Here is a 26,736-nt window from a genome sequence, read left to right as displayed (position 1 = left end):
CGACAGAGCGGGTTAAGGTCTGTCCCTATTACATATTTACAATTCTTTTGTATCCTTATTCTGATGACATTGTATTACTCATTGATCGTTCTTCTGATACGGCTCAAAGACGAAGGAGTCACTCCAAGGTAAGAAGCTAACATCGATTGTGGTACCCTGTTAGCCAGTCCCGGATAATGATTTAAAAAGTGAATGTACCGTGATTTGGCATCCTGATTGAGCATAATACTCGCCACTTTAAGTTTATTCTCCGCTACGAAAGCATGAATTCTTGCAAAAAGCACAGGCCAAACAGCAATTTTTTCTTCCAATATTTTAAAATGCTTCAAATCGATCACAAGCAGTACAGCATCTGTAATGGCTTCAATATCTTCATGAGCCGGGAGCTGATCGGTAAAGCCCTGAAAATCTCCAATAAATCGGCCTTCATAGATAAAATACCGGGTAAAATCATCACCTTGTTTATTATAATACAGAGAACGAAAGACACCATCTTTGACAAAAGCAATTCTTGGGCTCGGTTTTCCGGCTTCCACAAAAGTTTCTCCTTTTCGCACTTTAATTTCCTGAATTCCTTCTGCAATCAGGAGCTGGTCACTGTCATTCAGTAATCCGAATTTTTTGATGTAACTAAAAAGTTCTTCCATATTATTTTACCCATGAAACAGAAATATAAAGGTATAAAACTCCGTGATAAAAACCATTGCCATTTGACAACAAAGCTCCTTAAAAATACCACAAAAGCTTTACCCGGCATGTTAATTGCTTGATTTTTAAAAACGTAAGACAATGAAGGCAATCTGGAATGGCGCCATTGGCTTCGGTTTAGTAAACATTCCCGTGAAGATTTACTCTGCTACTGAAACCACGAAACTGGACCTTGACATGCTTGATAAATCCGATTTTTCCAATATCCGGTTCAAGCGTGTGAATGAAAATACGGGAAAAGAAGTAAAATGGGAAAATATCGTTAAAGGTTTTCTTATGGATGATAAATATATTGTCCTGGATGAACAGGATTATGCAGCTGCGAGTCCGGAAAAGACAAAAATTCTTTCTATTGATCAGTTTGTAAAAGAGTCTGAAGTCGATAGTGTTTATTTTGAAACGCCTTACTATCTGGAACCGCAGAAAAACGGTGAAAATGCGTACAGGCTTTTATTAAAAGCACTGGAAGAAACTCAAATGGTAGGCATAGGAACTTTTGTCCTCCGTGAAAGCGAAACTATCGGAATGATCCGCCCATATAATAACGACATACTCGTTCTTAACCGTCTGAGATTTGATCAGGAAATCAGAGAATATGCAGATTTAAAAATTCCGGCCCAAAAAGCTCCTAAACCAGCAGAGCTTAAAATGGCAGTAAACCTGATCAAACAACTTTCTCAGGATTTCGATCCTGCCCAATATAAAGATACTTATTCTGATGCATTGATGAAAATCATTAAACAGAAAGCAAAGGGTAAAAATATAAAAGCTAAAAAAGCCGAGCCTGCTAAAGAAGGTAAAGTGATTGACCTCATGGCACAGCTTAAGGCCAGCTTAAGCAATTCCAAATCTAAATCCGCATCGTAATGGCTCTGAAAGACTATCAAAAGAAACGGAAGTTTGATGAAACCTCCGAACCTAAAGGAAAAACAAGGAAGAGCAAAAACAAACTGATTTTTGTGATTCAAAGACATGCAGCTACCCGGCTTCATTACGATTTCAGGCTTGAAATGGAGGGGGTCCTGAAAAGTTGGGCTGTTCCGAAAGGGCCATCATTAGATCCAAAAGATAAACGTCTTGCGATGATGGTAGAAGATCACCCTTACGACTATAAAGATTTTGAAGGAAATATTCCGGAAGGAAATTACGGTGCCGGACAGGTAGAAGTATGGGACAGTGGAACGTACGAACCTTTGGACAATAACTCTAAACTTTCCGATGAAAAGGAGCTGCTGAAAGAACTGCATGCCGGATCTCTAAAATTTATATTGCATGGCAAAAAACTTAAAGGAGAATTTGCATTGGTTAAAATGAAAAATAACGAGGACAACGCCTGGTTACTTATCAAGCATAAGGATGAATTTGCGGAGAGCCCTTATGATGCTGAAAAAAATACCGCTCCAAAATCTTTGGTGACCAAATTTTTAGAGGAAAAAAAAAGCCTGAAAACAAACCTAAAAAAGAAGTCATAGTTTCTGAAAAAAGCTTCAGGAGCTTTAATTCTTTAGCCAACGAAAAAAAATTAAAGAACTTTATCAAACCCATGTTGGCGAAACTTTCTGAAAAAGCCTTCGATGATAAAGACTGGCTTTTTGAAATCAAATGGGATGGTTATCGTGCTATTGCAGATTTAAGCCACAAAGAACCCTTGTTCTATTCGCGGAACGGAATTTCATTTTTAACGAAATTTGATAAAATTGTCCGGGACTTTGAACAACAAAAGCATGATATGATCCTTGACGGTGAAATTGTCGCATACGATCATCAGGGAAAACCCAATTTTCAACTTTTACAACAAATTGGAGATAATCCCAATCTGGCCCTTACTTATCAGGTTTTTGATATTCTGTGGCTGAATGGTCATTCCACAGAAGAGCTTCCGTTAATTCAACGAAAAGAGCTTTTAAAAGAGGCATTGACTGAAACCAATGTTATAAAGTATTGTGATCATATTCCTGAAAAAGGGATTGAGTTTTTTAAAGAAATGAAAAAAATGAATCTGGAAGGAATGATAGCAAAAAGGGCAGACAGTCTTTATACAGAAAATTATAGAACTGCTGATTGGCTTAAAATTAAATTCACCAATACAGATGAAGCCATTATTTGCGGATTCACAGAACCCAGAGGTTCAAGAAAAAGTTTCGGAGCATTAATTCTTGGAAAATATATTGACGGGAGCTTAATCTATTGTGGGCATACCGGAACGGGTTTCAATAATAATTTACTTGAAGAACTTTATCAAAAATTTCAAAAGCTCATCATAAAAACCTCTCCTTTTGAAACAATTCCCAAAACCAATATGCCGGTAACCTGGCTTAAGCCTGAACTGGTTTGTGAAATTAAATATTCCGAAATCACCAGGGACAGCATCTACAGACATCCTGTTTTTATAACACTACGAAATGATAAAGAACCACAGGAGATTAAAAGTTCCGGTCGTAATAAAGACACCGAAAAATCTAAAGATATGAAAACAAAAGCATCAACAAAAAAAACTGAGGTTTCTGAGAAAGAAAAACAGGTCACTTTGGATAAGCACCTTATAAAACTCACGAATCAGGATAAAATATACTTTCCTAAAGATGGCATCACCAAAGGAAATGTCATTGACTATTATCAATCGGTGGCCCGCTATATTCTACCCTATTTAAAAAATCGTCCCCTTTCTCTCAACCGTTTTCCTAATGGGATCGAAGAACAGGGTTTTTATCAGAAAGATGCCGGAGATCATATTCCTGACTGGATCAAAACGACCCAGGTGTATTCTGAATCCAATGATAAATATATTGATTATATATATTGTAATGACAAAGCAACTCTGGCCTATCTGAATAATTTAGGATGCATAGACCTCAATCCATGGAACAGTTCATTGCCGGATCTGGAACATCCTGATTATCTGGTTTTAGATCTTGATCCCTCGAAGAAAAATACATTTGACGATGTTATTGAAACAGCTCTTCAGGTCAATGAAGTACTAAACTCAATCAAAATAAAAGGGTATTGCAAGACTTCCGGTAGTACAGGAATTCATATTTATATTCCCATGGGCGGCAAATATGATTTTGACCAGGTAAAAGATTTTGCCCATATTCTGATGAAACAGGTCAATGAGAAACTTCCCAAGCTTACAACTTTGGAAAGAAGTCTACAAAAAAGGGATAATAAAAAAATTTATCTTGACTACTTGCAAAACAGAACGGGACAAACTCTGGCAAGCGCATATAGTCTAAGACCCAAACAAGGAGCTTCTGTTTCGATGCCTTTGGCTTGGGATGAACTGGTTCCCGGACTGAAACCTACTGATTTTAACATCCATAATTCTTTGGAGCGGATAAAAGAAAAAGGCGATTTGTTCAAACCTGTGCTGGGTAAGGGAATTGATATGATGAAAGCACTGGAATTATTGCAAAATATTGATTAATTTTCAAGACTTTTATGAACAAATAAAAAATTATGAGGAATTTATCCATCTTGTTTATTTTAATTTTATTGACAAGCTGTTCCGATACTACAACTCGTGAAAAATCAAATGTAAGGCCAACTCAATATTCCTTCGATAATATGATACCCGATTACAGTACTGATACTTTATTTATAAAATCAAGCTTCGCTGATTGTGGAGAATGGGGTGGCCATGAAGAATTGATAAAAATTTATCGTTTAGAGAAAAAATTTAAGCTAACGTACATAAAATATGAAGTAAATTGTGAGGCCAGAGATCAGTTCGGTTTAACACAAATTGAAAAGTTCAACAAAAATATTACATTGTCTCAATTTCAAAAAATGGCTTTAATGAATTATATGGAGCGTTTAATGAAATCTCAATTTTTGGATAAAGAAATTTCACATTCCGGCAACTATTTTTCACTTGAAAATACTAAAGGAAATCTGAAAATTTCCTACGGAGGAAATCATCCTTTATTGTTGGAAAATTATAACGACTTATTATTCAAACTTGAATTCCCAAAAGTGGTTATTCAACAGAATTAACATTTTGGATTAATAAAAAAATCCTGTATAAATTACAGGATCTTTATGTGACGTTATTTATTGTAAACATACACATCTCTTTGTGGAAAAGGAATTCCGATTCCTGCTTTATCAAGAGCTTCTTTACAGCTGATGATCAGCTCTTCATTCATAGCCCAGAAATTCTCAGTGGAAGAAGTTACTCTTATTGATAAGTTGACGGCACTATCTCCAAGCTCAGTCACCACAACCTGTGGAGCAGGTGTAGCCAGGGCATATTGATTATTTCTTATGATATTCATCAAAATGTCTTTTGTATATCTAAGATCCGCATCGTAAGCAACACCAATATCAATCGCCGTTCTTCTTGTACCCAATTGAGTGAAATTGGTAATGCTATTATTGGAAACCACTCCATTCGGAATCACAATTAAATGATTTTGTGGGGTAATCAACTTTGTATGAAAAATATCGATCGCCTGTACCGTTCCTGAAACACCGGAATTGGTAGAAATAAAGTCGCCAATTTTAAAAGGCTTTAATAGCAGAATCAATATACCTCCTGCAAAATTCGTCAGTGAACCCTGTAAAGCCAAACCTACCGCCAAACCGGCAGCACCAATCATCGCTACAAATGCAGAGGTTTGTACTCCTAACTGAGTGACTACCACAATAAAAAGAAGAATATTAAGACCCCAGTTAATAATATTTAAAAGGAAAAGCTGTAAAGAAGCCTCCATATTACGCTTTTTAAAAGCTTTTTCAACAAGCTTCTTGATCATTCTAATGATCCACGAACCCACCAGGTAAATCAATATCGCTGAGATGACTGCCGTAAAAATTCTTGGTGCCCATGCGATTGCTGAAGAGATTAAGGCATCCCAATGTTGTTGAATGTTGTTCAATTCCAGATTGTCCATTATGTAGTACTATTTATGTGTTTTATATTGAATACTAATTGATTTCCCAAATAGTAAGGTTCTCTATGAAATTGAGCGAAAATACATCTACAGACAAAAGAAACGATACCTTACCTATGTGGAAGTAAAGTAAATGTTTTAAATATGAAAATAAATTGATTACTGAACAGAAGGGTTCAGCTGTACTCAATGATCATTCAGAACCATTTCTTATATGAAGAAATAATTTCGGTTCTCATTATTACAAAAAAGATACCGAACTCTACTTCAAGTATAACAAACATGTATGAAAATAAACAATTAAATACCCTAAACGAAAATATTTTTTACAGATTTCTATAACTTAAGTAAAAAGCTATGGCAATTTAGCCACCAGTCCTTCAGGCAAAAGTCTTAGAATGTGATAGATAATCTTCCATTTAAAATTAGGAACGATCGTAAAAGTATTTCCGGCGTTTACAACATACCTTGCAACATAATCAGGTTCCATCATTAAAGATTCGTTTAGCTCCAGACCTTCATTGATTTTTGTTCTGATATACCCAATAACCAGTGCATTTACAATTATTTTCCTGGAAGAAAGTTCTTGTCTCAGCCCCGCAAGGTATTGGGTAAAAGCTGCCTTAGTACTTCCATATACAAAATTACTTTTTCTTCCTCTCACTCCGGATAATGAAGACAGACCTATTATTCTTTCCAGGTTCTTATTATTTTGATCCATTACAATATGATTGAGGATAGAAACCCCACCCATATAGTTAACCTCCATCATTTGCATAGCTCCCTTAAAATCAGTCAATGCTTTCTGATTATCCACCAAAAACCCCGCAGCATATACCACAATGTGAGGTTTTACAGGAAGATCTGCATAAAATTTCTGATGAGAATCAAAGTTCGCAGCATCAAAATATAAAACATTTATTCTATTCCGATCCAGATTACTTGTATCAATAAAGTCTTCCAATGATGTCATATTCCTGGAGGCAGCTATTACGGAAAACCCTTTTGCCAGATATTGTTTGATACATTGTTTGGCAACATCGGAATTGGCACCGAGAATGAGAACGGTTTTGATTGTGCTTTGATTCATGGAGCAAAGATAATTGTTTTATTAAACACTCATTATCTGAATATTTTCAGAGATCATCATACTTTTACCCCGAAAGAAAAGTATACAAAAGTTTAAGACTGAAGTGATAGAGTAAAAATTCAAATGTACTCCTAAGATTTCCAAAATTCATATGGCTAGAATGAATATGATCCGTTTCAGGATTCCCCCCCTACTCAAACAATAAAAATTTTTAAACGGATTGCATTTGGGGGTTTTTCACATTTTTTAATGCTTTTAAAAAAAGAAGATACAAAAAAGTTGCGGCGGGTGAACTTCGTTCACCCGCCGCAACTTAATATTTTCGAACTGAATTATTTCTTTTCTTCAGTTTCTATTTCTTTTTTATCTGCTTTATCAGCAGTTTTTGCTTTATCTCCGAAACGAGCTTCTGTCATTTCTCTGGAAACAGCTGCTTTCTCAAATTTCAGTTTTCCTGATAATGTTTCAATCACCAAACCATCATCCTGAATCTGAGCAATTCTTCCGTGAAGACCGGATGTAAGTACTACTCTGGTTCCCACTTTAAGGGTTTCCTGAAAGTTTTTTTCCTGCTTTTGTTTTTTCATCTGAGGTCTGATCATCAGGAAATAAAATCCTACGAACATTACCCCCATCATGATCAACATCATTGGTGAAGATCCTCCTGGTTGTGCCTGTAAAAATAATGTCAACATATTCTAAAATTATGGTTGAATGTTCGCTGTGAACGTTAATTTGATAGGAGCTTTGTCTACATTAGCAAAAACATCTGCATATTTCTGAACGTTTCCGTCAAAGTTGCTGGAGTCAAAGTGTAATGTAATTTTTCCTTTTTTACCAGGCATAATTGGCTCTTTTGTAAAGTCAGGAGCAGTACATCCACAACCTGGTTTTACTTCAGAAATTACCAATGGGTTCTTTCCTGTGTTAGTAATTTCATATACATGCTCTACTTTGTCTCCTTTTTTGATTTTCCCAAAATCGAAGTTGCTTTCAGATAAAGCAATAGAAGTAGAAGGCTCTTTAGAAACAGGAGCTGCTGCAGTTTCACCTGCAGGAGTTGCAGCTGAATCAGTTACTACCGGAGTAGCGACTGCTGTAGAATCAGTAGTAACAGTTTCTGTGCTTTGAGTTTCTTTATTTTCTTTTTTACATGAAACTAAACCCAAGCCTATGATAGATAAGGCGATAATTGATAACGTCTTTTTCATTTTATATTCTATTTTGATCTTTACAATATTTATCTAAAATACCATTAACAAAGATATTGGAACGGTCTGTAGCAAATACTTTTGCAATTTCAATATATTCATTAATAATAACTCTTGAAGGGGTAAACGCAAAATTATCAAGTTCTGCAATAGCAGTAGACAAAATAACTTTATCCATGAGAGAAACTCTTTCCAGATCCCAGTTTTCTAGTCTTACTTCTAATTTTTTCTCATTGTTTTCCCAGTTGTTCAGGGTATCTCTTAACAACTTTAATGCAAACGTTTTATCTTCTTCATCTTTAATCATTTTGATTAAAGTTCTGCTTTCTTCGTCTTCTCTCAGGAAACCGATCGTTTTTTGAACCATCGAATTGGCAATATGGATATCATCATACCATGAAAGTTCTTTATCTCCCAGATAGTCATGAAAATCTTCATTCTCGGCAATATATCTTAAAAATAATTTCCCAATAAATTTCTGATCTTCTTCAAAAGAATACCCTTCTTCTTTCATGAAATCCTGATACCTTTTTCCTGCAGTGATTCTCTGGAAAGTTTTTACCAATAAATCATCATGCATATCCCATTTCAACTGCTTATGTTGACCTGTAAAGAACAATCGCTCCGGATTTTCTTCCAGCTTAAGCAATACCTGATTATTGATGAATTTTTGGTTAGGATTAATATCAGCATCGGTCTTAAGGTATTTATTTTTCCCGATTTCAATCTGATGTTCCGCCAGATCTTTCAGGCCTACCAGAAAATTAAGCTGGTAGATGTATAGATAATAGATTTTCTCTATACCAGAGAACATGTTTTTCTCTAAAACATCAAACTTTACAGGATTCTGATAGTAAGAATACACTGTTTGTACTACTTTTTCACGGATTTGTCGTCTTCCTAACATTCAAAGAGCTTTTTATGGGTGCAAAGATACAAAATTTAAAATTGATGAAATTCGTAATATGATGACATTTTCGTAATTTTGTAAAACTATATGAAAGCGCTAAAAACCTTAAACCCTTATTTTTGGAAGCATAGGATGCTCTTGTTCTGGGGGGCATTATTTATTATTGCCAGTAATTTTTTTAATATATATAAAGTACAATTTGTAGGAAAATCTGTGGATGAACTTACAAAAGGTGGAAACCTGGGGTTTAATAAGCAGGTTTTGATTTATGTAGGAATTATTGTGGGCTGCTCACTTTTAACGGGATTCTTTACTTTTATGATGAGACAAACCATTATTGTGGCTTCCAGAGGAATTGAATACGATCTTAAAAATAAAATCTACAGACATTATCAGGATTTATCTTTAACGGATTATAAGCAAACAACAATTGGAGACCTGATGAACAGGTTAAGCGAAGATGTTGTTGCAGTAAGAATGTATCTGGGGCCAGGAATTATGTATGTAGCCAACCTCATTGTTCTTGTTCTGATCACCGCCATTTATATGGTAAAAACAGATGCGTCCATGACATTATGGACCTTACTTCCTCTTCCTATTCTATCTTATGCTATTTATAAGGTAAGTTCAATTATTAATAAGAAGTCGAAAGTCATGCAGAAAAGCCAATCTGCCATTTCTACTTTTGTACAGGATAGTTTTTCAGGAATACGGGTAGTTAAGTTTTTCGCAAGAGAAAAGTATATTGAAAAAAATTACGGAGTTAAAGTAACCGATTATCAGAACAAAGCTTTGGATCTGGCAAAAACAGAAGCGTATTTCTTTACAATTATTTTATTTGTAATCGGATTATTAAATGTGGCAATCATCTGGATCGGTGGAGCGAAATATATTGCTGGAGAATTAAGTATTGGTAAAATTGCAGATTTTTTTATGTATATCAATACTCTCATCTTTCCATTTTCAATGGTAGGCTGGGTCACTTCAGTGAATCAACGAGCTGAAGCATCTATGCAAAGAATCAATGAATTCATGGACAAAAAGTCGGAAATTGTCAATACTAACTTTGAAAATTACCCTATTCTCGGAGAAATTGAATTCAAAAATGTTTCTTATGTATACCCAAATACCGGAATTCAGGCACTTGAGAATTTAAGTTTTAAAATCAAAGCCGGAGAATCATTGGCTATTATGGGGAAAACCGGAAGCGGTAAATCTACTATAGCCCTCCTTTTATGCAGATTAATAGATCCTACTGAAGGAGAAATCTTAATTGATGGTAAAAATCTGAAAGAGCATAATCTGCACAACTATAGAAACTTTATAGGGTACATTCCGCAGGAGAGCTATTTATTCTCTGATTCTATCGAAAATAATATCGGATTTGCCATTGATCATCCTTCTCATGAAAAGGTGGTAGAGTATGCTCGAATTGCAGATGTTCACAAAAATATTGTTGAGTTTAAAGAGCAATATAAAACACTGGTTGGTGAACGCGGTGTAATGCTTTCGGGAGGTCAGAAGCAAAGAATTTGCATCGCAAGAGCCCTGATTAAAGACCCAAATATCATAATTTTTGATGATTCGTTGTCTGCTTTAGACACGGAGACCGAACAGAATATTCTCGAAAATATAGACCGGAAAATCAGTAATGCTACGTCCATAATTATCACGCACAGAGAGTCTAGCGCTCAAAAAGCCGATCAAATCATCAACCTCACAGAAATTGCCAATTCTGTAACTGCTTAGCCATTTCGTTCCCAATTGTTAAATAAATCATAAAAAAAATTTTGTGATTAAAAGAATTCTTTTATATTTGTTCTTAACAAGATTAAAAAATATCTAACAATGAGTGAATACAAGGAACGCCATGAAAATGAGATTTTCACGAAGGTGTTAAAAGCAGGGAGAAGAACTTATTTCTTTGATGTGCGCGAGACGAAAGCAGGAGATTATTATCTTACGATTACCGAAAGTAAAAAGAATTTCGGGGAGAATGGGGAAGCCACATTCGAGAAGCATAAAATTTACCTTTATAAGGAGGATTTTAAAAGTTTCCAGGAGATGTTTAATGAGTCCACAGATTTCATCATTAATGAAAAGGGTGAGGATGTAATTTCAGAAAAACATGACAAAGACTTCAAAAGCAAATCTTTCACAATTGATTCTGACGACGAAGTTTAAAAAAAGAATATCTAAAAACACAAGCATCTGAAAAAGATGCTTTTTTTATGCCTGAATATGGCTTATGGCTTATGGCTTATGGCTTATGGCTTATGGCTTATGGCTTATGGCTTATGGCAAAATTAACGATTAAAAAGAAAAAGTACACTTTTTGAAAGTGTACTTTTTCTGATCAATAACAGGTTAAATCCTGAACAGCATCAATTAAGTTTTTAAAATACGGGGCGAATATATAATAGCGATGAATTTTAACTACAAGCATACATGAAAGAAAATGGAAATCTGGTTGTTATGGCAAGAAATTCGTTTTTAAGAATAGTTGTATTTCTTCGCCTTTTATAGCAAAAAGGTATGATGTCAATTCAAGTACTTTTTATACTATTATTCCCGTTTATTGAATCAACGGAAACATTCACGATAAAATTAAATATAAATCGAAAGAATTCATAAGTAATAATTGCAGTTCAATTTACTTTTGAACCGATATAAAATAAAAAAGTACACTTTTAAAAAGTGTACTTTCTTTGGGTGAATGAGGGGTCTCGAACCCCCGACCTTCGGAACCACAATCCGACGCTCTAACCAACTGAGCTACAATCACCGTTTTTCTGAGTGCAAATATAGGACATTTTCCTCAACTACCAAACAATTCCGTCAAAATTTTTCAAAGAAATTAGCTTCTCAGACGTAAATCCCTCAGCATAAGCTACTCCCGATAGCCGACCTAAATCTTGTGCACGATAGGTTAAGCTCTCATAAAAGTCTTTTGTGGTAATCGGAGTTTCAGGTTCCTTGGAATTAGGGTCATAAAATTGGGTTTTATAAGCCATACATGACTCAATTTTTTTATCCAGAAATTCCGAGATGTCAATTACAAACTCAGGTTTTATATCTTTCCACTGAATATAATGAAAAATATGCTTTGGTCTCCAGACTTCCTGACTTTCACCATCAAGTACGGTTTCTATTTTTCGCAATCCGGATAAAAAGCACGCATCTGATACTAATTTCGCTCCTTTCGCATGATCCGGATGTCTATCATCAATCGCATTGGCTAAGACGATTTCCGGGCGGTATTTGCGGATCATTTTTACGATCCTCAATTGGTATTCTTCAGAATTAACAAGAAAGCCATCTTTCATTCCAAGGTTCTCTCTTGCGGAGAGTCCTAAAATTTGAGCTGCATCTGCAGCTTCCGCTTTTCTTGTTTCATCTGTACCTCTTGTTCCGAGTTCGCCTCTTGTAAGATCTACAACCACACATTTTTTACCTTCCGAAACCATTTTAGCAATAGTTCCGCCACATCCAAGTTCTACATCATCAGGATGTGCTCCAAAAGCAAGTATATCAATTTTCATATGTAGATATTTATTTTTTATGGTAGCATGCAATCGGTGCCTTCATCGATGTTTGTTTCAATCTGAAGATTTCGGTCATGCAATTTTACAGAACCAAAGATAGGATTTAAAATAAAAACTTCCCAAACATTGCGAATGGGAAGTTTTAATATTTATAATTTACATTTTAAATTACTTATTGATCTCTGCATTTAATTTCACAGCATCCTGATAAGTAGGATCTAATTGTAAAGATTTAGCTACGTAATCTTTTGCTTTTGCAACATCAGAATCTTTACTCATATAAGCTACTGCAAAATATGCGTATGCAAGAGTCTGTTTGTTAGCTTCCTGATCAGCTGGTTTTACTGTACTGATGAATTTTTCGTAAGCAATTTTTGCAGCATCATTATTTCCTGCCTGTTGATAGGAATATCCCTGGCTGTAATAAGCCGGAGCCCAATCAGGAAGCAATGCTGACATTTTTTGCCAAGTAAGAATAGCACCACTCCAGTTTTTAACATCCTGGTAAGCTGTTGCTAATTTAAACAGGGCATCAGAATCCTGATTATTGGCAGCAACCTGCTTTTTCAAAGCTTCGATAGCAGGATTAGTAGGTCCTTTATCTACATCAGCCTGAGAAGCGCCTCCACCACCAGCGATGTTAGCTAGTTCCAGATCCCACTTCATTGTTTCGTCTTTTGCAGCTTTTGCAATTGCAATTTTCTGCTGAGATTCAGTCATTAAAGCAGATTTCTTAGCAGCATCTTTTTCGTCTTTTGCTAATCCTGCAGCGATAAGTCCCTGTAATCCCTGGTCAGCAGGCAGTACTCTTGTTTTCTCTGCCTGAGAAATAAAAGTATCCATGTTTTGCTTTGCACCGGTATAGTTTTTATCTGCAAAATCCTGATATGCTCTCAATTTGAACTTAATAGGATCTTCGATTTTATCAAATATTTTATCTAATACTGCTTTAGAATTTGCATAATCTTCGTTTGTGAAGTATAATTTTGAAATTTCTAATTGAGTATAAGGGTCTTCATCAGCATATTTTGTATAGTTGATAAGATCTTGTGTAGCCTTTGCGTTCTGCTGGTATCTGATATCGTATCCTGCCATTGCTTTATATACAGGTGCATATGTTGCATCTACTGCAACTGCCTTATCAAGACTTTCTTTAGCATTTTTCCACAATTGTGCAGCCATCCATAAAGTTCCCATTCGTGTATAAACAGACGCCTTATTTTTAGCTAAAGGTAATGCTTTATCATAAGCAGACATTGCCTCTCCCGGCATTCTTTTTATTCTGTAAGCATCTCCTAATGTATAATAATAATGAGCTGGAACTCCTTTTTTCTCAGCTTTTTCAATCGCTTTAGTTAAGAACTGAATTGCAAGATCAGGTGAACTGTTCTTTTCAAATAAAGTTAAAGCTTCGGCTGCTCTGAATAATACTTCAGCATCTTTTTCTCTGGAATCAGTTACTATTTTTTGGATTTCCGCAATAGCAGACTTGTCTCCTTTTCCTAATTTTACGGCAGCTAAACCAATTTTATTAACAAAGCTCTTACCGTCAGCAGCAAGTCCTTTGTTGAAGTTTTCAGTTGCTTTGGCATAATCAGGTTCTCCTTGTCTTAAGAAAGTATTTCCCAGGTAGAAGTAGTTCTCAGCGGTAGGTTCTTTAGCGATCATATCAGTGAAGTTGGTCTTTGCCTGAGCAAATTTATCACTGTCTATACTATTGATACCATCCTGCAGTGTCTGTGCAGTGGCAAAACCGGTAAAAAATACCACGGCTGCTCCAAAAGCAATCTTTTTTACATTCATAATCATTATATCTTTCATTTTATATTTTCTAAATAATCGAGTTATATTCTACACAATTTTCAGACCAAAATGATCATTTTTTTAAGGGTAAATTGTGACTTTAATATTTTTTAACGCATTTGCACCTCTCTTTTGTAGATGTTATAGGGCTGTAAACCTTCTTTTTGAACTATTTTCTGTCCTAAGTGTGTGCAAGAGAATCTTATAAATCCATTTGCAATATTAAAATTGCCTTCATTAATAAGGAAATAAAGAACTCTTGTAAATGGGTATTCCATCGAACGAAGTCCTTCAAAATCGGCAGTATACTGTTTTCCTTTATCTACAACCGGCAGTACTTTAACCATTTCTCTTAGTTTCTCTGAAGTTTTATCATAAGGACGACTAAACGTATTGAGTCCGATTACTCCAATTTTATCAGGATACTTTCCTAATTCTTCAATTATTTTCTGATTTCCGGGAATGATTGAAAATTTAAGATCCTTAGGTTGTTTTTTAAGCTTTTCAGCAACAAAATTAAGGTTACTGGAATTGGTTCCGTCAAAAATAAAATCTTTTTTATCAGATAGCAGTCCGTTGCTGATCTCTTCTATAGAAATACTTTCTTTTGGAGAATCTTTAGGAACGACAAACACAACTGCATCTGCAGCAAATTTCGCAGGAAGAAACTTTAAATCAGTTCTTTCTTCGTATGTTTTTATTTCTTCGGGACTAAGATTTCTGGACATCACCACCACCTTTGCCTTCCCTTTCAGCAGATCCAACAAGCCTAAATCTTCCTTTTGGGTAGCCACTTTAATATGGGTTTCCGGATAATTGATCATATAGCCATCGGCTAATGCTTCAGTTACACTTTGAAAGGATTCGTCTGTATAAATTGTAAGATCACCTTTATTATAGGATGGAGATTTCTCTTCTTTTTTGCACCCTACAACGAACATAGTTACAGCAAAAATAATTGCCAGTTTAAAACTATTCTTCATCTCTCGATTTTTTGATTCTTGAAATTGCTCTGTAAATCCTAAACACTCCATAAATAATCAGTACTCCCCCTAATGCATAAGCAATAGCAGGTTCTAAAATGGTGAAAAAGAATTTATAGACAATGACTACAATTCCCAAAACGATATAAAACAATCCCGTAACCAGGGATAACCAATTGAACATCATGTAACAAAAATACCAAAAAAAATAAAAAAGAGAAGCATATGCTTCTCTTTTTATTTATAATTTGAATAAATAATCTTATTCAAAGTTCATCGTAAATGGTACGCTATAGTAAGATCTAACGCTTTCTCCATTTCTCTTAGCAGGAGTCCACTTTTTAAGTTTCTTAACTACACGTATTGCTTCGCTGTTGAAGTCGCCATTTGGAGATTTTTCTTCAATGGTAACTCCGGAAACAGTTCCGTCTTTTTCTACAACGAACTTAAGCTTTGCTTTAAGTGTACCTTCACCTCCTTCCATTAGGGAAGTATCAAAGTTATCTCCCAAGAATTTTCTTAATGCACCCATACCTCCAGGATATTCTGCAGACTGGTCTACATCTTTGTAGATTTCATTAGGGTTATTCGCTTTCACCTCTACTGTAGCAGTTTTTGTACCTGTAGATGGTGGTGGTGGTGGCGGTGTATAAGCTGGAGCTTTTACTCCTTCCTGATTATTCAAACCAGTTGTAGTTTCCAACTGCTTAGTAATCGGTGGTGGTGGAGTTTCAATTTTCGGAGCTTTTACAGGCTCAGGAACAACGTTCTGAATCACCTCAATTTTCTCTTCTTCTTTTGGAGGAGGAGGTGGTGGTGGTTCTTCTTCTTTAGGTTGCTCAATGATCGGATCTTCTTCGATGATATCTACAAGATCTGCCTTTACTTCTTGCTTAGGCGGAGCTGTAAGATTCTTTATCGTAAGATAGATGAACGGAGATAAAGCAGCCAAAAGGAATAAAGCTGTTCCGATAATAAATGACTTTGTTAAAAGTCTCGGATACTGATGTCTAAGATCATAGGCACCATATTCCTTGTTTCTATTTTCAAATACAATCTCATCTAAGGTAAGATTCGGACCGTATACATTTTCATCTGCCATAGTAGATATAACAATTTTATGGTTAAATTACTTTGTAGCAGCCGGCGCAGTGGCACCGCCTATTTTCTTTTCATAAATAGCCTTCTCCCAAGCCTTCAAATCGGTAACCCCGTATTGCTCACTTTTGGTAATTGCCATTTCATCAAGAATATCAACAAAGTTCTTATATACAGCATCGTCAGTTGGCTTAATGATCACGGTAAATTTCGTTTGATCTGCAGCTCTAGATTTTGCCTGCTGAATTACTTTTCTAATTCCTTCTCTGTCAAGAGTAGTTTCCATAAGGGTCTGGTCATTCAAAGAAGTTGCATCTTGCTGATGCCAGAATACTCTATTCCCTTTTCCTAATAAGATAGAAATTGAATTAGAAAGTTTAATCTCGGTTGGAGGAGGTTTCGGCTGATCTTTTTTAGGTTTAGCCGGAAGTCCTAAATCCATCACATTCGGTTTACTGAATGTAGTTGTGAACATAAAGAAGGTAATCAATAGAAAACCCAAGTCCACCATAGGAGTCATATCGACTCTGGTATTTTGCTTCTTGGAACGGACCTTGCCGCCTTTGCCGCCTTTTTCTTGTACTTGTACTTCTGCCATTTCTATCGATATTATTCGTTAGGTTTACCTTCTTGTGATGTAATCAACCAAAATTTAAGAAAATCAATATCTCTTAAACCCTCAAATAGACCTTTAACTTTAGGATACTGAGTGGTAACGTCACCTTTAATAGCTAACTTGTAGTCAGGGTTAACGCTCAAACTTTCTTTTACCCAATCAATTAATTGCTTATTTGTACTGTCCATAGGAATACCTGTAGGACTCTTATAATTTTTCTGCTCATCTGCAGGCATATCCAAATAACCTTTTAATTGGTTCATTGGAACTCCAATTGCCTGTACTTTCTGGAAAGCCGCCTTTTGGTTGTTGTCAAAAGTAATACCATACTTTTGTCCCATTTTATCTAAAAGAGCAACTCTTTCTGATGCATTTTCTACTGGCTGGAAATAGAATTTTCCGTCCGGAGTAGCATTGATAGTCATTAAACTAGCATCAGGAAGCAATTTTTCCGAAATTGAAGATGGCGGTTTGATCTGCTCCACGTCAGGTTTTTTAAACTGAGTGGTCAAGATAAAGAACGTAAGAAGTAGGAACGCAACGTCACACATTGCGGTCATGTCCGTTACGACTCCATGTCTTTTAGGTTTGACTCTCGCCATTATTATAAAATATTTTTAATTAAACTTCTTTTAATTGCTAATGCAAATTCCTTGCTAATTCTTAGTTGAATTCAGCGAAAGATTGTTGGATACTCATAGAGATCTCATCGATCTTGTAAGTTAATCCATCAATTTTAGATGTAAAGAAGTTATAAAGGATAATAGCGATTGCTGAAGTACCAATACCTAATGCCGTGTTGATCAAGGCTTCAGAGATACCAGTAGATAGAGCAGCAGCATCTGGAGTACCACCTCCTGAACCTAATGCGAAGAACGCCTTGATCATCCCGATTACTGTTCCAAGTAGTGCGATTAGGGTTGCAACTGTACCTAGAGTAGAAAGGATCATCATGTTTTTCTCAAGCATTGGCATCTCAAGAGTTGTAGCTTCTTCGATAGCTTTGTTAAGAGCTACCATTTTCTGCTCTTTATTTAATGTGTTATCATGAGAAAGTGCTTTGTAAGTAGTAAGACCTTCTTTTACTACGTTACCTACAGAACCTTGTTGTCTGTCACACTCTTCGATAGCTTCATCAATTTTGTTTTGGTTTAGTAAGCTTCTTACTTGTACAACAAAGTTGTCTAAGTTTCCTTTTCCGGCAGCTTTACCAAGAACGAAATATCTTTCAAAAGAGAAAACGATTACAGTAATCATGAAAGTAATCAAGATTGGTACGATAACTCCTCCTTTGTAGATAATACCTAAAAACGATTCTGGGTGAATGTCTTTTCCTTCAATACTTGAAAACGCTACAGATCCGCTTCCTAGTTTATCTGCATCTTTGAAGTTTCCTGGGCTACCAAGAACGAATAAATAAATACACACTCCTATAGCAAATAGAATAGGAATAATAACAGCTGGATTTAAACCTCCTGCCTTTCTAGCAACTACTTGCTCATCATTTTTTGAAACATTCATTTCCATATTTAACTAAATTATATTGTTTTAAAATTTTACAGGGTGTAAATTAAAGGCAAAATTAATTAAAATGCAAGAGTCTTAATTAAACATTTTGCTTTTTTTTAATAAAGAAAATTTAATACGATTTTAATATTATAATTATTCGCAATTATTTTATATATATTTTTCAAATTTAACATTTGGGTTAAAAAATCAAAAAAATTAGACCCCCATTTTTTTTAATTTCCCAATGTTAATTTTTTTTTAAATTACGATATTCACAATACGGTGAGGAACTACAATGATTTTTTTAGGGGTTTTTCCCTCCAAAATCTGTTGCATTTTCTCGTTTGAAATCACCAAATCTTCCACCTCCTTAGCAGAAAACTGAGCCGAAAGCGAAATTTTGAACTTCATTTTACCATTTACGCTTACCGGATATTCAATTTCATCCTCAATTAGATAATCCTCGTTTAATACAGGGAATTTTTCAAATTCAATGGATGTTTCATGCCCTAACAGACTCCAAAGTTCTTCACAAATATGGGGTGCATACGGAGAGATGATAACGGCAAGAGGTTCTAAAATATTGCGTTTGTTACATTTTAATTTCTGAAGCTCATTGACCGCAATCATAAAAGATGATACCGAAGTATTGAATGAGAAATTTTCAATGTCGTAAACGACCTTTTTAATTAAGGTATGTAAAACTTTATATTCTGCTTTCGTCGGCTCTTCGTCAGAAACTTCAAAATGGTCTGCGTTAAAATAAAGGTTCCAGAATTTTTTAAGGAAGCCATATACTCCACTTAGCCCTTGAGTATTCCAAGGTTTGGATTGCTCCAATGGTCCAAGGAACATTTCATATAATCTTAAACCATCAGCTCCGTATTCTTCACAGATGTCATCAGGGTTTACTACATTATATTTAGACTTGGACATTTTTTCTACTTCACGGTCGGTAATGTATTTTCCATCTTCCAGAATAAATTCTGCATTCGCATAATCTGGTCTCCATGCCTTGAAAGCTTCGGTATCCAATTCATCAGAGGTTCCTTTTAATAAGGATACATCAACATGGATCTGCTGAGTCTGATATTCTCCGGCTAAATTTTTAGATACATATTGATTGGTACCATCAATTCTATATACAAATGCACTCATCCCAAGAATCATCCCCTGGTTGATCAATTTCTGGAAAGGCTCATCATGATTGATCCAACCTCTGTCTTTTAAGAACATATTCCAAAAACGGGAATACAATAAGTGACCGGTAGCATGTTCACTACCTCCAATATATAAATCTACTTGCCCCCAATAATCTGAAAGATTCTTTGCGGAGAATTCTCCATCATTCTGAGGATCCATATATCTAAGGAAATACCATGAGCTTCCTGCCCATCCTGGCATAGTGGATAATTCTAATGGGAATACAGTCTTGTCATCAATTAAATCTGTATCTACTACTTTTTGATTTGATTCATCCCAGGCAAATGTTTTTGCATTTCCTAATGGCGGATCTCCATCCTCTGTTGGTAAATATTTTTCAACCTCAGGAAGTTCTAGCGGCAATGCAGAAGTCGGTAATGTATAAGGCATGCTATCCTTATAATATATAGGAACAGGTTCTCCCCAATATCTTTGTCTTGAGAAAATAGCATCACGTTGTCTGTAGTTGGTTGTTCCGTGACCGATTCCTTTGTTTTCAATCTCAGAAATTATTTTTGATTTTGCATCATTATAATGTAACCCGTTTAAGAAATCAGAATTTACGCAAACAGAATCTTTAGAGTCAAAAGATTTTTCCTGAACATCTTCTTCAGTTTCTACAACTTTTTTAATTTCAAGATTAAATTTCTTGGCAAATCGGTGATCACGCTCATCATGTGCGGGAACAGCCATTACCGCTCCTGTTCCATATCCCATCAACACATAGTCTGAAATATAGATTGGCATTTTTTCTCCACTGAACGGATTGATTGCATAACTTCCCGTGAAAGCTCCACTCACGTTTTTCACGTCAGACATCCTGTCTCTCTCGGTTTTCTTGGAAGTTTCTTCAATATAAGTATCTACTTCTTCTTTCTGGGCATCTGTAGTAATGGTATCTACCAAAGGATTTTCGGGAGCTAATACCATAAATGTAGCACCAAAGATGGTATCAGGTCTTGTAGTAAATACCTCAACAATTTCGTCATGTCCTTCTACCTGAAACTGAACCTGTGCCCCCTGAGATTTACCAATCCAGTATTCCTGAGAATCTTTCAAAGGCTGAGGCCAGTCTAATGCAGTAAGTCCTTGTAATAATCTTTCTGAGTATGCAGAGATTCTCATACTCCACTGCATCATTTTTTTCTGAAATACAGGAAATCCGCCTCTTTCCGATTTCCCGTCTTTCACCTCATCATTGGCCAATACAGTTCCTAATGCAGGACACCAGTTTACCGTAGTCTCTGCTCTGTAGGCAAGGCGGTAATTCAATAAGATATCTTCTTTATCAAGATCGGAAGCATTTTTCCAATCTTCAGCGGTGAAATTTAATTCATCGTTTTGGTTAGCATTTAATCCTTCAGTTCCTTTTTCTTCAAAATACTGGATTAAGGTATCAATAGCCTCAGCCTTATCTGTATTTTTATTATACCATGAATGATACAACTGAATAAAAATCCATTGTGTCCATTTATAATACGATGCATCAGAAGTTCTCACTTCTCTGCTCCAGTCAAATGAAAATCCTATTTTTCTTAATTGTTCTTCGTATCTGTTGATATTCTGCTCTGTTGTGATTGCCGGATGCTGTCCTGTCTGGATGGCATACTGCTCAGCAGGAAGTCCGAAACTGTCATACCCAACAGGGTGGAGAACATTAAACCCCTGGTGTCTTTTATATCTCGCGTAAATATCTGATGCAATATATCCAAGCGGGTGACCTACATGAAGTCCGGCTCCGGATGGGTATGGGAACATATCGAGTACATAAAATTTAGGTTTATCGGTATTATTGGAGGTTTTGTAGGTCTGCTTTTCCTCCCAGTATTTCTGCCACTTTTTTTCTATCTGCTGATGATCGTAAAACACTTTATATATGTATTATATGTTAGACTTTAAATATTTGGATTATTTTTTCTCGTAAACAAGATTCACAAAAATAATGATTTTAAAAGAAATAGAAATTTAAATTATGATGAATTCCAAATCTTTGCGCAATAAAAAATCTCATCCGGGGATGAGATCTGTTCTTATATCTTGAAATATACGTACTATTGTTGAGGGTTTACTCTCTTAAAAGTATATGTTCTTGTTTTAAATACAGTCGGATCCTGAGTTTCTTCTCTTACTGAGAGGTTGAGGGTTGTATCATTTAAGGTTACTACCTTTCCTGTAACCGGTTCTACAATACCCTGAAATTTCATGATAATCGTTTTTCCACTTTTCTCATAAGTATAGGTAAAGTTCTTATCCGGTAAAATATTACATGTTCCACCAGCTGTCGTAGGTTCTGTTACATCTATTTTTTTTCCGTTTGTTTCAGTACTGAACCACCATCTGGACTGTTTCTGACAATCGGTATAAGTAATCTGATCTGAAACCGGTTGTTCCCCTGTTTCAACTGTAGTAACCACTTCTTTTAACGGTTGCCAGAGACCTACAAGTGGAGCTTCTCTCACAGTATCGTTATCATTATTACATCCGGTAGCCACAAATAATGACACACCTGCAAATAGTAGTAGTAATTTCTTCATAGATTAATTTTTTCAAGCGCTAAAATTATAATTTTTTTGATTTAAATAACGTTTTTTTATCAAAAATTATTTCATCATCCTTTATTTATATGTATTTTAAAGCAAGAAAGCTCAATAAGACCTTTATTTAACAAATATTGAATCTGGTAAAGTCTTCCTAATTTTATTAAAAAAGTTACTTTTGTAAGAAAAATAGCAAATGCAGGATATTACGAAAAACAATTTTGATTTTATACGCGTTCTCCTTGCCTTTATTGTCTTTCTAGGGCATCTTGGCACTCTCAGTAATTCTCCTGATCTTAAAATTTTTGAACACAGTCCCATAGAAATTGCCGTTTTCGGCTTCTTTGCAGTCAGTGGATTTCTTATAGCAAGGAGTTATGAAAGATCTTCCAGTCTAAAAAGTTATTTAAAAAAGAGAATCAAAAGAATTGTTCCCGCTTACTTATTGGTTATTTTTTTATGTGCAATTTTACTAAGTTTGGTAAGTACATATTCTTTCACTGAATATTTTAGCAATACACAAGTTTACAAATACCTTTTCTGGAATTCATTATTTTTAAATTTCAAAGCCCCCTGGCTTCCCGGAGTTTTTGGAAATCAGGCCGTAAATGGTGCCCTTTGGACACTGAAGATAGAAATGTGCTACTATTTTGCTGTACCTCTGTTGTTTTTGCTTTTTGGAAAGAAGAATAAATACAGAAATATAAGTTTGATAATTTTATACTTTTTGTCACTTATTTATCTAAACTATTTTGAATCATTAAATAAAATTTCACTTGCCAAACAGCTGCCCGGAACATTATCCTATTTTATCCCAGGAATGCTGATCTACTTTAATTTTGATAAATTTATCCAACATAAAAATATAATTTTTATCATTGCCCTCGCTACCGTTTGGATTGATTTATACTTAAAATTTCAGCTTTTTTCCCCAATGATGATCGGTGTTATCGTCATGTATATTGCCTATTCATTCAAATTTTTAAATAATTTCGGAAAATATGGGGATTTCACATATGGAATTTATATTTTCCACTTCCCAATCATCAGAACTTTCCAGACTTTAGGATTGTTTGAAGATTACAACCCTTTTGTAATGGCTCTGGTATGCATGTTCGTGGTCATTGCTGTTGGGGTAAGCTCATGGCATTTCTATGAAAAAAGATTTTTATAATTTTACCCATATTTTATAGCACAAATGAAAGACCTTGTTTCTATTATCACCCCCTGTTACAATTCTGCAGAATTTATTGAAGAAACGATACAATCTGTTCTTACTCAAACTTACCAGAATTGGGAATGGTTAATTACTGATGATCTTTCTCAAGATAATACAGTAGAGATCATCAGAAAATACAATGATCCAAGAATAAAACTACAGGTACTAGAAAAAAACGGAGGTGCAGGAAATGCAAGGAATAACAGTCTTGAAAGAGCACAGGGCAGATATATCGCTTTCCTTGATTCTGATGATTACTGGTATCCTGAGTATCTTGAAACAATGACAGATTATATGCAGCAGCATAATGCGGAACTTGTGTATTGCAATTATTCCAGATGCGACGAACAATTGCAGCCAATACTCAAAGATTTTATGGCAGATACCATTGTTACTTTTTCCAATTTATTAAAAACCTGCAGACTCGCACCGGTTTCTACCATGTATGACACCAAAAGGGTAGGGAAATTTTTATTTCCGGTTAAAAGTAAGCGTGAAGATCATGTCATGTGGCTAAATCTTTTAAAGGTAATCCCTGAAGGGATGCCTATTAATAAAACAATGGCAAAATACAGGATGCGGGAAAACAGCGTTTCAAGAAATAAAAAAAATATCATTAAAGATCAATACCTGGTATATAAAGACTTCATGGGATTTTCTACTTTAAAATCATTGTATTATACTGCTAATTGGGCTTTAAACGGTTTCCTTAAATACTCAAAAATTTTCAACTGATGGAATATTCGAAAGAGTTTAAAGCAGCATTGAGCGCCTTTTCCGGTACTGATAAAGATAGACTTATTTTCAGGCTTCTGAGAAAAGATAAATTGTTGTCAAAAAAATTGTATTTCGAACTGATTGATCCTGAGACGACCGATGAGAAGAGAAACACGAAGGAAGAGCAGGTAGAAGAACAGGTTGTGTTAGCATCAAAATACATTGGAAATGCCAAATACTTTCTTGGAATTATCCGGAAAATAAGTGCTGATATTACTGAACATGTAAAAATAACAACTGATAAGTTTGGAGAAGTTTCGCTGAATCTTTTACTGATTAATAAGATTTTAGAGTATAACGATGATCTTAGCAGACAGAGATTTGACAATGTGTACAAACTCTATATTTATATCATCAATAAAATATTCAAATCACTGACATTAATCAAAAAACTGGATGAAGATTACTGGATGGAAATTGATGAATACCTTCGGGACAGCTTGAATAAAATCAAAGAAAATCATTATCTTCAAAAACTTTGCATCAACAACAGCCTTGACTTCAATTGGTTTGAATGTGAAAAAATCCCAGACAATATTGATCAAATCATGAAGGAAATAAAAAGCCAGGGATTTTTAAGATAAAATCTTATCCAGAATCATTGCTGTAGAATTGGGTTTACTATCAATGAAATTCTTAGCATTTTCAGACATTGTTTCCAGTTCTTCCTGATTATCCTCATTGGTAACAAACAGCACAAATTCAGAAGCTTCATACTCATCTTTGAAAGCTCGTCCTCCATCTGCAGCGATAAGTCCGTCAGCTTCAGGATTTTTTTTGTAATGGTCACCAAAAACAACAGGTACACCAAAAGTGGCTGCCTCCAGGATATTATGCAATCCTGCCACATGAAAACCTCCACCAACAACTGCTACATCAGCATAGGAATACAATTTTGAAAGTAAACCAATACTATCAATAATCAGAATTTGAGCATCAGAATTTACTAATTGAGAACTCTTCATCTGGCTGTATAATAAGGCATCCGGGAAAAGATTTTTTAAGTGCTCTACTCTTTTGAGATCGTGAGGAGCAATGATTATTTTTACCATCCTATTTTTACGGGAAACAACTTCGGCTAATTTCTCTTCAGCCTGCCACGAACTTCCAAAAACAACAACCTTATGACCTTTTTTAAAATCCATAATATAATCAACATGGTTATCTCTTTCCCTGAGCTGTTTCACTCTATCAAACCTTGTATCTCCCGTTACTGAAGACTGCAACAATCCTACGCTTTTTGCCAACGCAAGAGAGAACTGGGTTTGGTGAAAGAACCAGTCTACATTTTTCTGAAGTTGTTTTACAAACCATTTTCCATAGGACGTAAAAAACGACTGTCTTTCATAAAACAGTGCGGAAATAACATAAATTTTTGTACCACGGTTTTTAAGTGTGCTCAAAAGATTATACCAATAATCATACTTCACCGTAAAAAATAGTTCAGCATCAAATTGCGCTACAAATTCATTGATAATACTCTTTTTATCAAAAGGCAGATAACAAATCACATCCGCAATATGTTTCTTTTTAATGACATTTTCATAACCCGACGGAGAAAAGAAGGTAACAAGAATCTTATGGCCGGGGAAATTCTTTTTAAGTTGTTCCAAAACAGGCAATCCTTGTTCATATTCCCCAAGACTGGCTGCATGCATCCAAATCACTTTATCGGTTTTTAAAAGTGCAGACTTCACTTTATCTAGGGATTGCCCTCTCCCTTCAACGCCTTTTTTAGTTTTATCATTAATCAACGAGAAAACGTTCATTCCGAACGTAAGGAGACTGATCAATATATTGTAGAGAAAACCCATTTTATTATTCTTTAATTTCAATTCTGTCATGATCCGCAGGAGGATTGGATATGACCAAAAACTCTATTTCTTCAGCAGATTCATTGGAGATAAAATGCTTTGATCCGGGTGCAATGGAAATTGATTCCCCTTCTTTAACCGGCAGCTTTTCTTCATTGATATACAGAACAGCTTCTCCTTTCAGAATGTAAAAAAACTGTTCTGCTATTTTGTGATAATGTAATTTTTCTGAAGTTCCTGCAGGCATCTTTTCCTGCTTCACGGAAAGTTTGGGAGTATTTTTCAAAATCCAGCTGTCACACTGATTTCCCCAAATATAATGTTCCGAATTGTCTTTAGAATGTATCATGTAAACAAACGAGTAATAATAAGTATTGCAGGTACAAATCCTATAATTGATAAAATAAGTACTATCATAGGAATTCTGGGTTTTGCTTTATTATCAAAAGAGTATCTGAACATATAATCCTGGTTATTGATAAATAATATCATAATCATCATAAACAAAACCCTCAGAAAGATCTTCATAATCAAATACTGTGAAATCCTATTCTGTTCTGTAATCTCTACCGGAAAATTAGCCCTTTCAGGATGCCTGGTAATATATGTGAATACAACAAACAGTAATATGGCAATTACAGGCATCAAAAAAGCATATATTTTTCCTCCGGATCGGTCAGGGTTTCCCTCCACATCAAAGTGAACAGGAATTCTTTCCGGTAAAATGTGGTAATACTTTATAGTAAATCCCCACAAAAAAGCGACTAATCCAAAATTAAAAATATCAATAACTGTAAAGAGAATATTTTCCATTTTAGATG

Annotated in this window: 28 protein-coding genes and 1 tRNA gene; 9 read left to right on the top strand and 20 right to left on the bottom strand. The window is 35.2% G+C overall.

Annotation, left to right across the window (positions count from 1 at the left end):
• Nucleotides 1–74: 74 nt before the first annotated feature.
• The gene (locus C1631_RS07860; RefSeq protein WP_109711581.1) at nucleotides 75–647 is read right to left on the bottom strand and encodes a Crp/Fnr family transcriptional regulator; all 573 of its coding nucleotides are present in this window, start codon (nucleotides 645–647) and stop codon (nucleotides 75–77) included.
• Nucleotides 648–789: 142 nt separating this feature from the next.
• On the opposite strand from C1631_RS07860, the gene ku reads away from it, so the two are divergent.
• The 4 genes from ku to C1631_RS07840 all read left to right on the top strand — a co-directional run bounded on the left by ku (nucleotide 790) and on the right by C1631_RS07840 (nucleotide 4,701).
• Nucleotides 790–1,575 carry a non-homologous end joining protein Ku gene (ku, locus tag C1631_RS07855; RefSeq protein ID WP_103248514.1) on the top strand — a complete coding sequence of 262 codons (786 nt, stop codon included), beginning with the start codon at nucleotides 790–792 and terminating at the stop codon, nucleotides 1,573–1,575.
• On the top strand, nucleotides 1,575–2,180 hold the full coding sequence (locus C1631_RS07850; protein WP_109711579.1) for a DNA polymerase ligase N-terminal domain-containing protein: 606 nt from the start codon (nucleotides 1,575–1,577) through the stop codon (nucleotides 2,178–2,180). Before ku ends, C1631_RS07850 begins: the two co-directional genes overlap by 1 nt.
• Before the next feature lie 71 nt (nucleotides 2,181–2,251).
• On the top strand, nucleotides 2,252–4,132 hold the full coding sequence (ligD, locus tag C1631_RS07845; protein ID WP_103248512.1) for a DNA ligase D: 1,881 nt from the start codon (nucleotides 2,252–2,254) through the stop codon (nucleotides 4,130–4,132).
• A gap of 32 nt (nucleotides 4,133–4,164) precedes the next feature.
• A complete protein-coding gene (locus C1631_RS07840; RefSeq protein ID WP_103248511.1) occupies nucleotides 4,165–4,701 on the top strand; it encodes a hypothetical protein in 537 nt (178 codons plus the stop codon).
• 53 nt (nucleotides 4,702–4,754) lie between these two features.
• Here the strand turns inward: C1631_RS07840 and C1631_RS07835 are convergent, their stop codons facing one another.
• The 5 genes from C1631_RS07835 to C1631_RS07815 form a co-directional block, all read right to left on the bottom strand.
• On the bottom strand, nucleotides 4,755–5,600 hold the full coding sequence (locus C1631_RS07835; protein WP_109711577.1) for a mechanosensitive ion channel family protein: 846 nt from the start codon (nucleotides 5,598–5,600) through the stop codon (nucleotides 4,755–4,757).
• Between the two features lie 355 nt (nucleotides 5,601–5,955).
• Complete coding sequence (locus tag C1631_RS07830) at nucleotides 5,956–6,690, bottom strand: SDR family NAD(P)-dependent oxidoreductase (RefSeq protein ID WP_185144657.1); 735 nt, start codon at nucleotides 6,688–6,690, stop codon at nucleotides 5,956–5,958.
• Between the two features lie 332 nt (nucleotides 6,691–7,022).
• Entirely contained in the window at nucleotides 7,023–7,385 is a 363-nt protein-coding gene (gene yajC, locus C1631_RS07825; protein WP_103249305.1) for a preprotein translocase subunit YajC, read from the bottom strand.
• A 9-nt stretch (nucleotides 7,386–7,394) separates the two neighbouring features.
• Nucleotides 7,395–7,901 carry a DUF1573 domain-containing protein gene (locus tag C1631_RS07820; protein ID WP_185144656.1) on the bottom strand — a complete coding sequence of 169 codons (507 nt, stop codon included), beginning with the start codon at nucleotides 7,899–7,901 and terminating at the stop codon, nucleotides 7,395–7,397.
• A 1-nt stretch (nucleotide 7,902) separates the two neighbouring features.
• Nucleotides 7,903–8,808 carry a transcription antitermination protein NusB gene (locus C1631_RS07815; RefSeq protein ID WP_103249304.1) on the bottom strand — a complete coding sequence of 302 codons (906 nt, stop codon included), beginning with the start codon at nucleotides 8,806–8,808 and terminating at the stop codon, nucleotides 7,903–7,905.
• A gap of 90 nt (nucleotides 8,809–8,898) precedes the next feature.
• On the opposite strand from C1631_RS07815, the gene C1631_RS07810 reads away from it, so the two are divergent.
• Together C1631_RS07810 and C1631_RS07805 are read left to right on the top strand one after the other, a co-directional pair.
• The gene (locus tag C1631_RS07810) at nucleotides 8,899–10,560 is read left to right on the top strand and encodes an ABC transporter ATP-binding protein (RefSeq protein ID WP_109711575.1); all 1,662 of its coding nucleotides are present in this window, start codon (nucleotides 8,899–8,901) and stop codon (nucleotides 10,558–10,560) included.
• 99 nt (nucleotides 10,561–10,659) lie between these two features.
• Nucleotides 10,660–10,995 (top strand): DUF3276 family protein, encoded by a 336-nt coding sequence (locus C1631_RS07805; RefSeq protein WP_034701927.1) that lies wholly within the window; start codon nucleotides 10,660–10,662, stop codon nucleotides 10,993–10,995.
• Nucleotides 10,996–11,521: 526 nt separating this feature from the next.
• Here C1631_RS07805 and C1631_RS07800 read toward each other — a convergent pair.
• From C1631_RS07800 to C1631_RS07750, 11 genes are all read right to left on the bottom strand, one after another.
• Nucleotides 11,522–11,597, bottom strand: a tRNA-His gene (locus C1631_RS07800).
• Between the two features lie 36 nt (nucleotides 11,598–11,633).
• Complete coding sequence (bshB1, locus tag C1631_RS07795) at nucleotides 11,634–12,353, bottom strand: bacillithiol biosynthesis deacetylase BshB1 (protein WP_103247118.1); 720 nt, start codon at nucleotides 12,351–12,353, stop codon at nucleotides 11,634–11,636.
• Between the two features lie 171 nt (nucleotides 12,354–12,524).
• Complete coding sequence (locus C1631_RS07790) at nucleotides 12,525–14,177, bottom strand: tetratricopeptide repeat protein (RefSeq protein WP_109711573.1); 1,653 nt, start codon at nucleotides 14,175–14,177, stop codon at nucleotides 12,525–12,527.
• 92 nt (nucleotides 14,178–14,269) lie between these two features.
• Entirely contained in the window at nucleotides 14,270–15,142 is an 873-nt protein-coding gene (locus C1631_RS07785) for a PstS family phosphate ABC transporter substrate-binding protein (RefSeq protein ID WP_109711571.1), read from the bottom strand.
• On the bottom strand, nucleotides 15,132–15,329 hold the full coding sequence (locus C1631_RS07780; RefSeq protein ID WP_185144655.1) for a DUF308 domain-containing protein: 198 nt from the start codon (nucleotides 15,327–15,329) through the stop codon (nucleotides 15,132–15,134). The genes C1631_RS07785 and C1631_RS07780 overlap by 11 nt, the downstream gene beginning before the upstream one ends.
• A gap of 75 nt (nucleotides 15,330–15,404) precedes the next feature.
• Nucleotides 15,405–16,244, bottom strand: coding sequence for an energy transducer TonB (locus C1631_RS07775; RefSeq protein ID WP_109711569.1), 840 nt, complete (start codon nucleotides 16,242–16,244; stop codon nucleotides 15,405–15,407).
• A 27-nt stretch (nucleotides 16,245–16,271) separates the two neighbouring features.
• A complete protein-coding gene (locus C1631_RS07770; RefSeq protein ID WP_103247122.1) occupies nucleotides 16,272–16,838 on the bottom strand; it encodes a biopolymer transporter ExbD in 567 nt (188 codons plus the stop codon).
• 11 nt (nucleotides 16,839–16,849) lie between these two features.
• Nucleotides 16,850–17,458 (bottom strand): ExbD/TolR family protein, encoded by a 609-nt coding sequence (locus C1631_RS07765; protein WP_047098809.1) that lies wholly within the window; start codon nucleotides 17,456–17,458, stop codon nucleotides 16,850–16,852.
• A 61-nt stretch (nucleotides 17,459–17,519) separates the two neighbouring features.
• Nucleotides 17,520–18,383 carry a MotA/TolQ/ExbB proton channel family protein gene (locus tag C1631_RS07760; protein WP_103247123.1) on the bottom strand — a complete coding sequence of 288 codons (864 nt, stop codon included), beginning with the start codon at nucleotides 18,381–18,383 and terminating at the stop codon, nucleotides 17,520–17,522.
• Nucleotides 18,384–18,623: 240 nt separating this feature from the next.
• Nucleotides 18,624–21,437, bottom strand: a complete 2,814-nt coding sequence (gene leuS / locus C1631_RS07755) for a leucine--tRNA ligase (protein WP_109711567.1) — start codon at nucleotides 21,435–21,437, stop codon at nucleotides 18,624–18,626.
• Between the two features lie 182 nt (nucleotides 21,438–21,619).
• Entirely contained in the window at nucleotides 21,620–22,102 is a 483-nt protein-coding gene (locus C1631_RS07750) for a lipocalin-like domain-containing protein (protein WP_103247125.1), read from the bottom strand.
• Nucleotides 22,103–22,301: 199 nt separating this feature from the next.
• Between C1631_RS07750 and C1631_RS07745 the strand changes: the two genes are divergently transcribed.
• The 3 genes from C1631_RS07745 to C1631_RS23970 are packed head-to-tail and all read left to right on the top strand — an operon-like array spanning nucleotide 22,302 to nucleotide 24,685.
• Nucleotides 22,302–23,279, top strand: coding sequence for an acyltransferase family protein (locus C1631_RS07745; protein WP_109711565.1), 978 nt, complete (start codon nucleotides 22,302–22,304; stop codon nucleotides 23,277–23,279).
• Nucleotides 23,280–23,303: 24 nt separating this feature from the next.
• Nucleotides 23,304–24,059 carry a glycosyltransferase family 2 protein gene (locus tag C1631_RS07740; RefSeq protein ID WP_109711563.1) on the top strand — a complete coding sequence of 252 codons (756 nt, stop codon included), beginning with the start codon at nucleotides 23,304–23,306 and terminating at the stop codon, nucleotides 24,057–24,059.
• On the top strand, nucleotides 24,059–24,685 hold the full coding sequence (locus C1631_RS23970; RefSeq protein ID WP_103247128.1) for a deoxyuridine 5'-triphosphate nucleotidohydrolase: 627 nt from the start codon (nucleotides 24,059–24,061) through the stop codon (nucleotides 24,683–24,685). The genes C1631_RS07740 and C1631_RS23970 overlap by 1 nt, the downstream gene beginning before the upstream one ends.
• Here the strand turns inward: C1631_RS23970 and C1631_RS07725 are convergent.
• Genes C1631_RS07725 through C1631_RS07715 form a run of 3 tightly spaced genes read right to left on the bottom strand, consistent with a single transcriptional unit; the run spans nucleotide 24,677 to nucleotide 26,728 of the window.
• Nucleotides 24,677–25,915: a 3-deoxy-D-manno-octulosonic acid transferase gene (locus C1631_RS07725; RefSeq protein ID WP_109712323.1), complete on the bottom strand. Its 1,239-nt coding sequence runs from the start codon at nucleotides 25,913–25,915 to the stop codon at nucleotides 24,677–24,679. The genes C1631_RS23970 and C1631_RS07725 overlap by 9 nt on opposite strands.
• Nucleotides 25,916–25,919: 4 nt before the next feature.
• Nucleotides 25,920–26,264, bottom strand: coding sequence for a cupin domain-containing protein (locus tag C1631_RS07720; protein ID WP_103247129.1), 345 nt, complete (start codon nucleotides 26,262–26,264; stop codon nucleotides 25,920–25,922).
• A complete protein-coding gene (locus tag C1631_RS07715; protein ID WP_103247130.1) occupies nucleotides 26,261–26,728 on the bottom strand; it encodes a DUF1648 domain-containing protein in 468 nt (155 codons plus the stop codon). Before C1631_RS07715 ends, C1631_RS07720 begins: the two co-directional genes overlap by 4 nt.
• Between the last annotated feature and the right edge of the window lie 8 nt (nucleotides 26,729–26,736).

It is taken from the genome of Chryseobacterium phosphatilyticum, from assembly GCF_002899825.2.
GTDB lineage: Bacteria > Bacteroidota > Bacteroidia > Flavobacteriales > Weeksellaceae > Chryseobacterium > Chryseobacterium phosphatilyticum.
The sequence above is the reverse complement of the archived record's forward strand: the minus strand, read 5'-3'. Positions and strand labels throughout refer to the sequence as shown.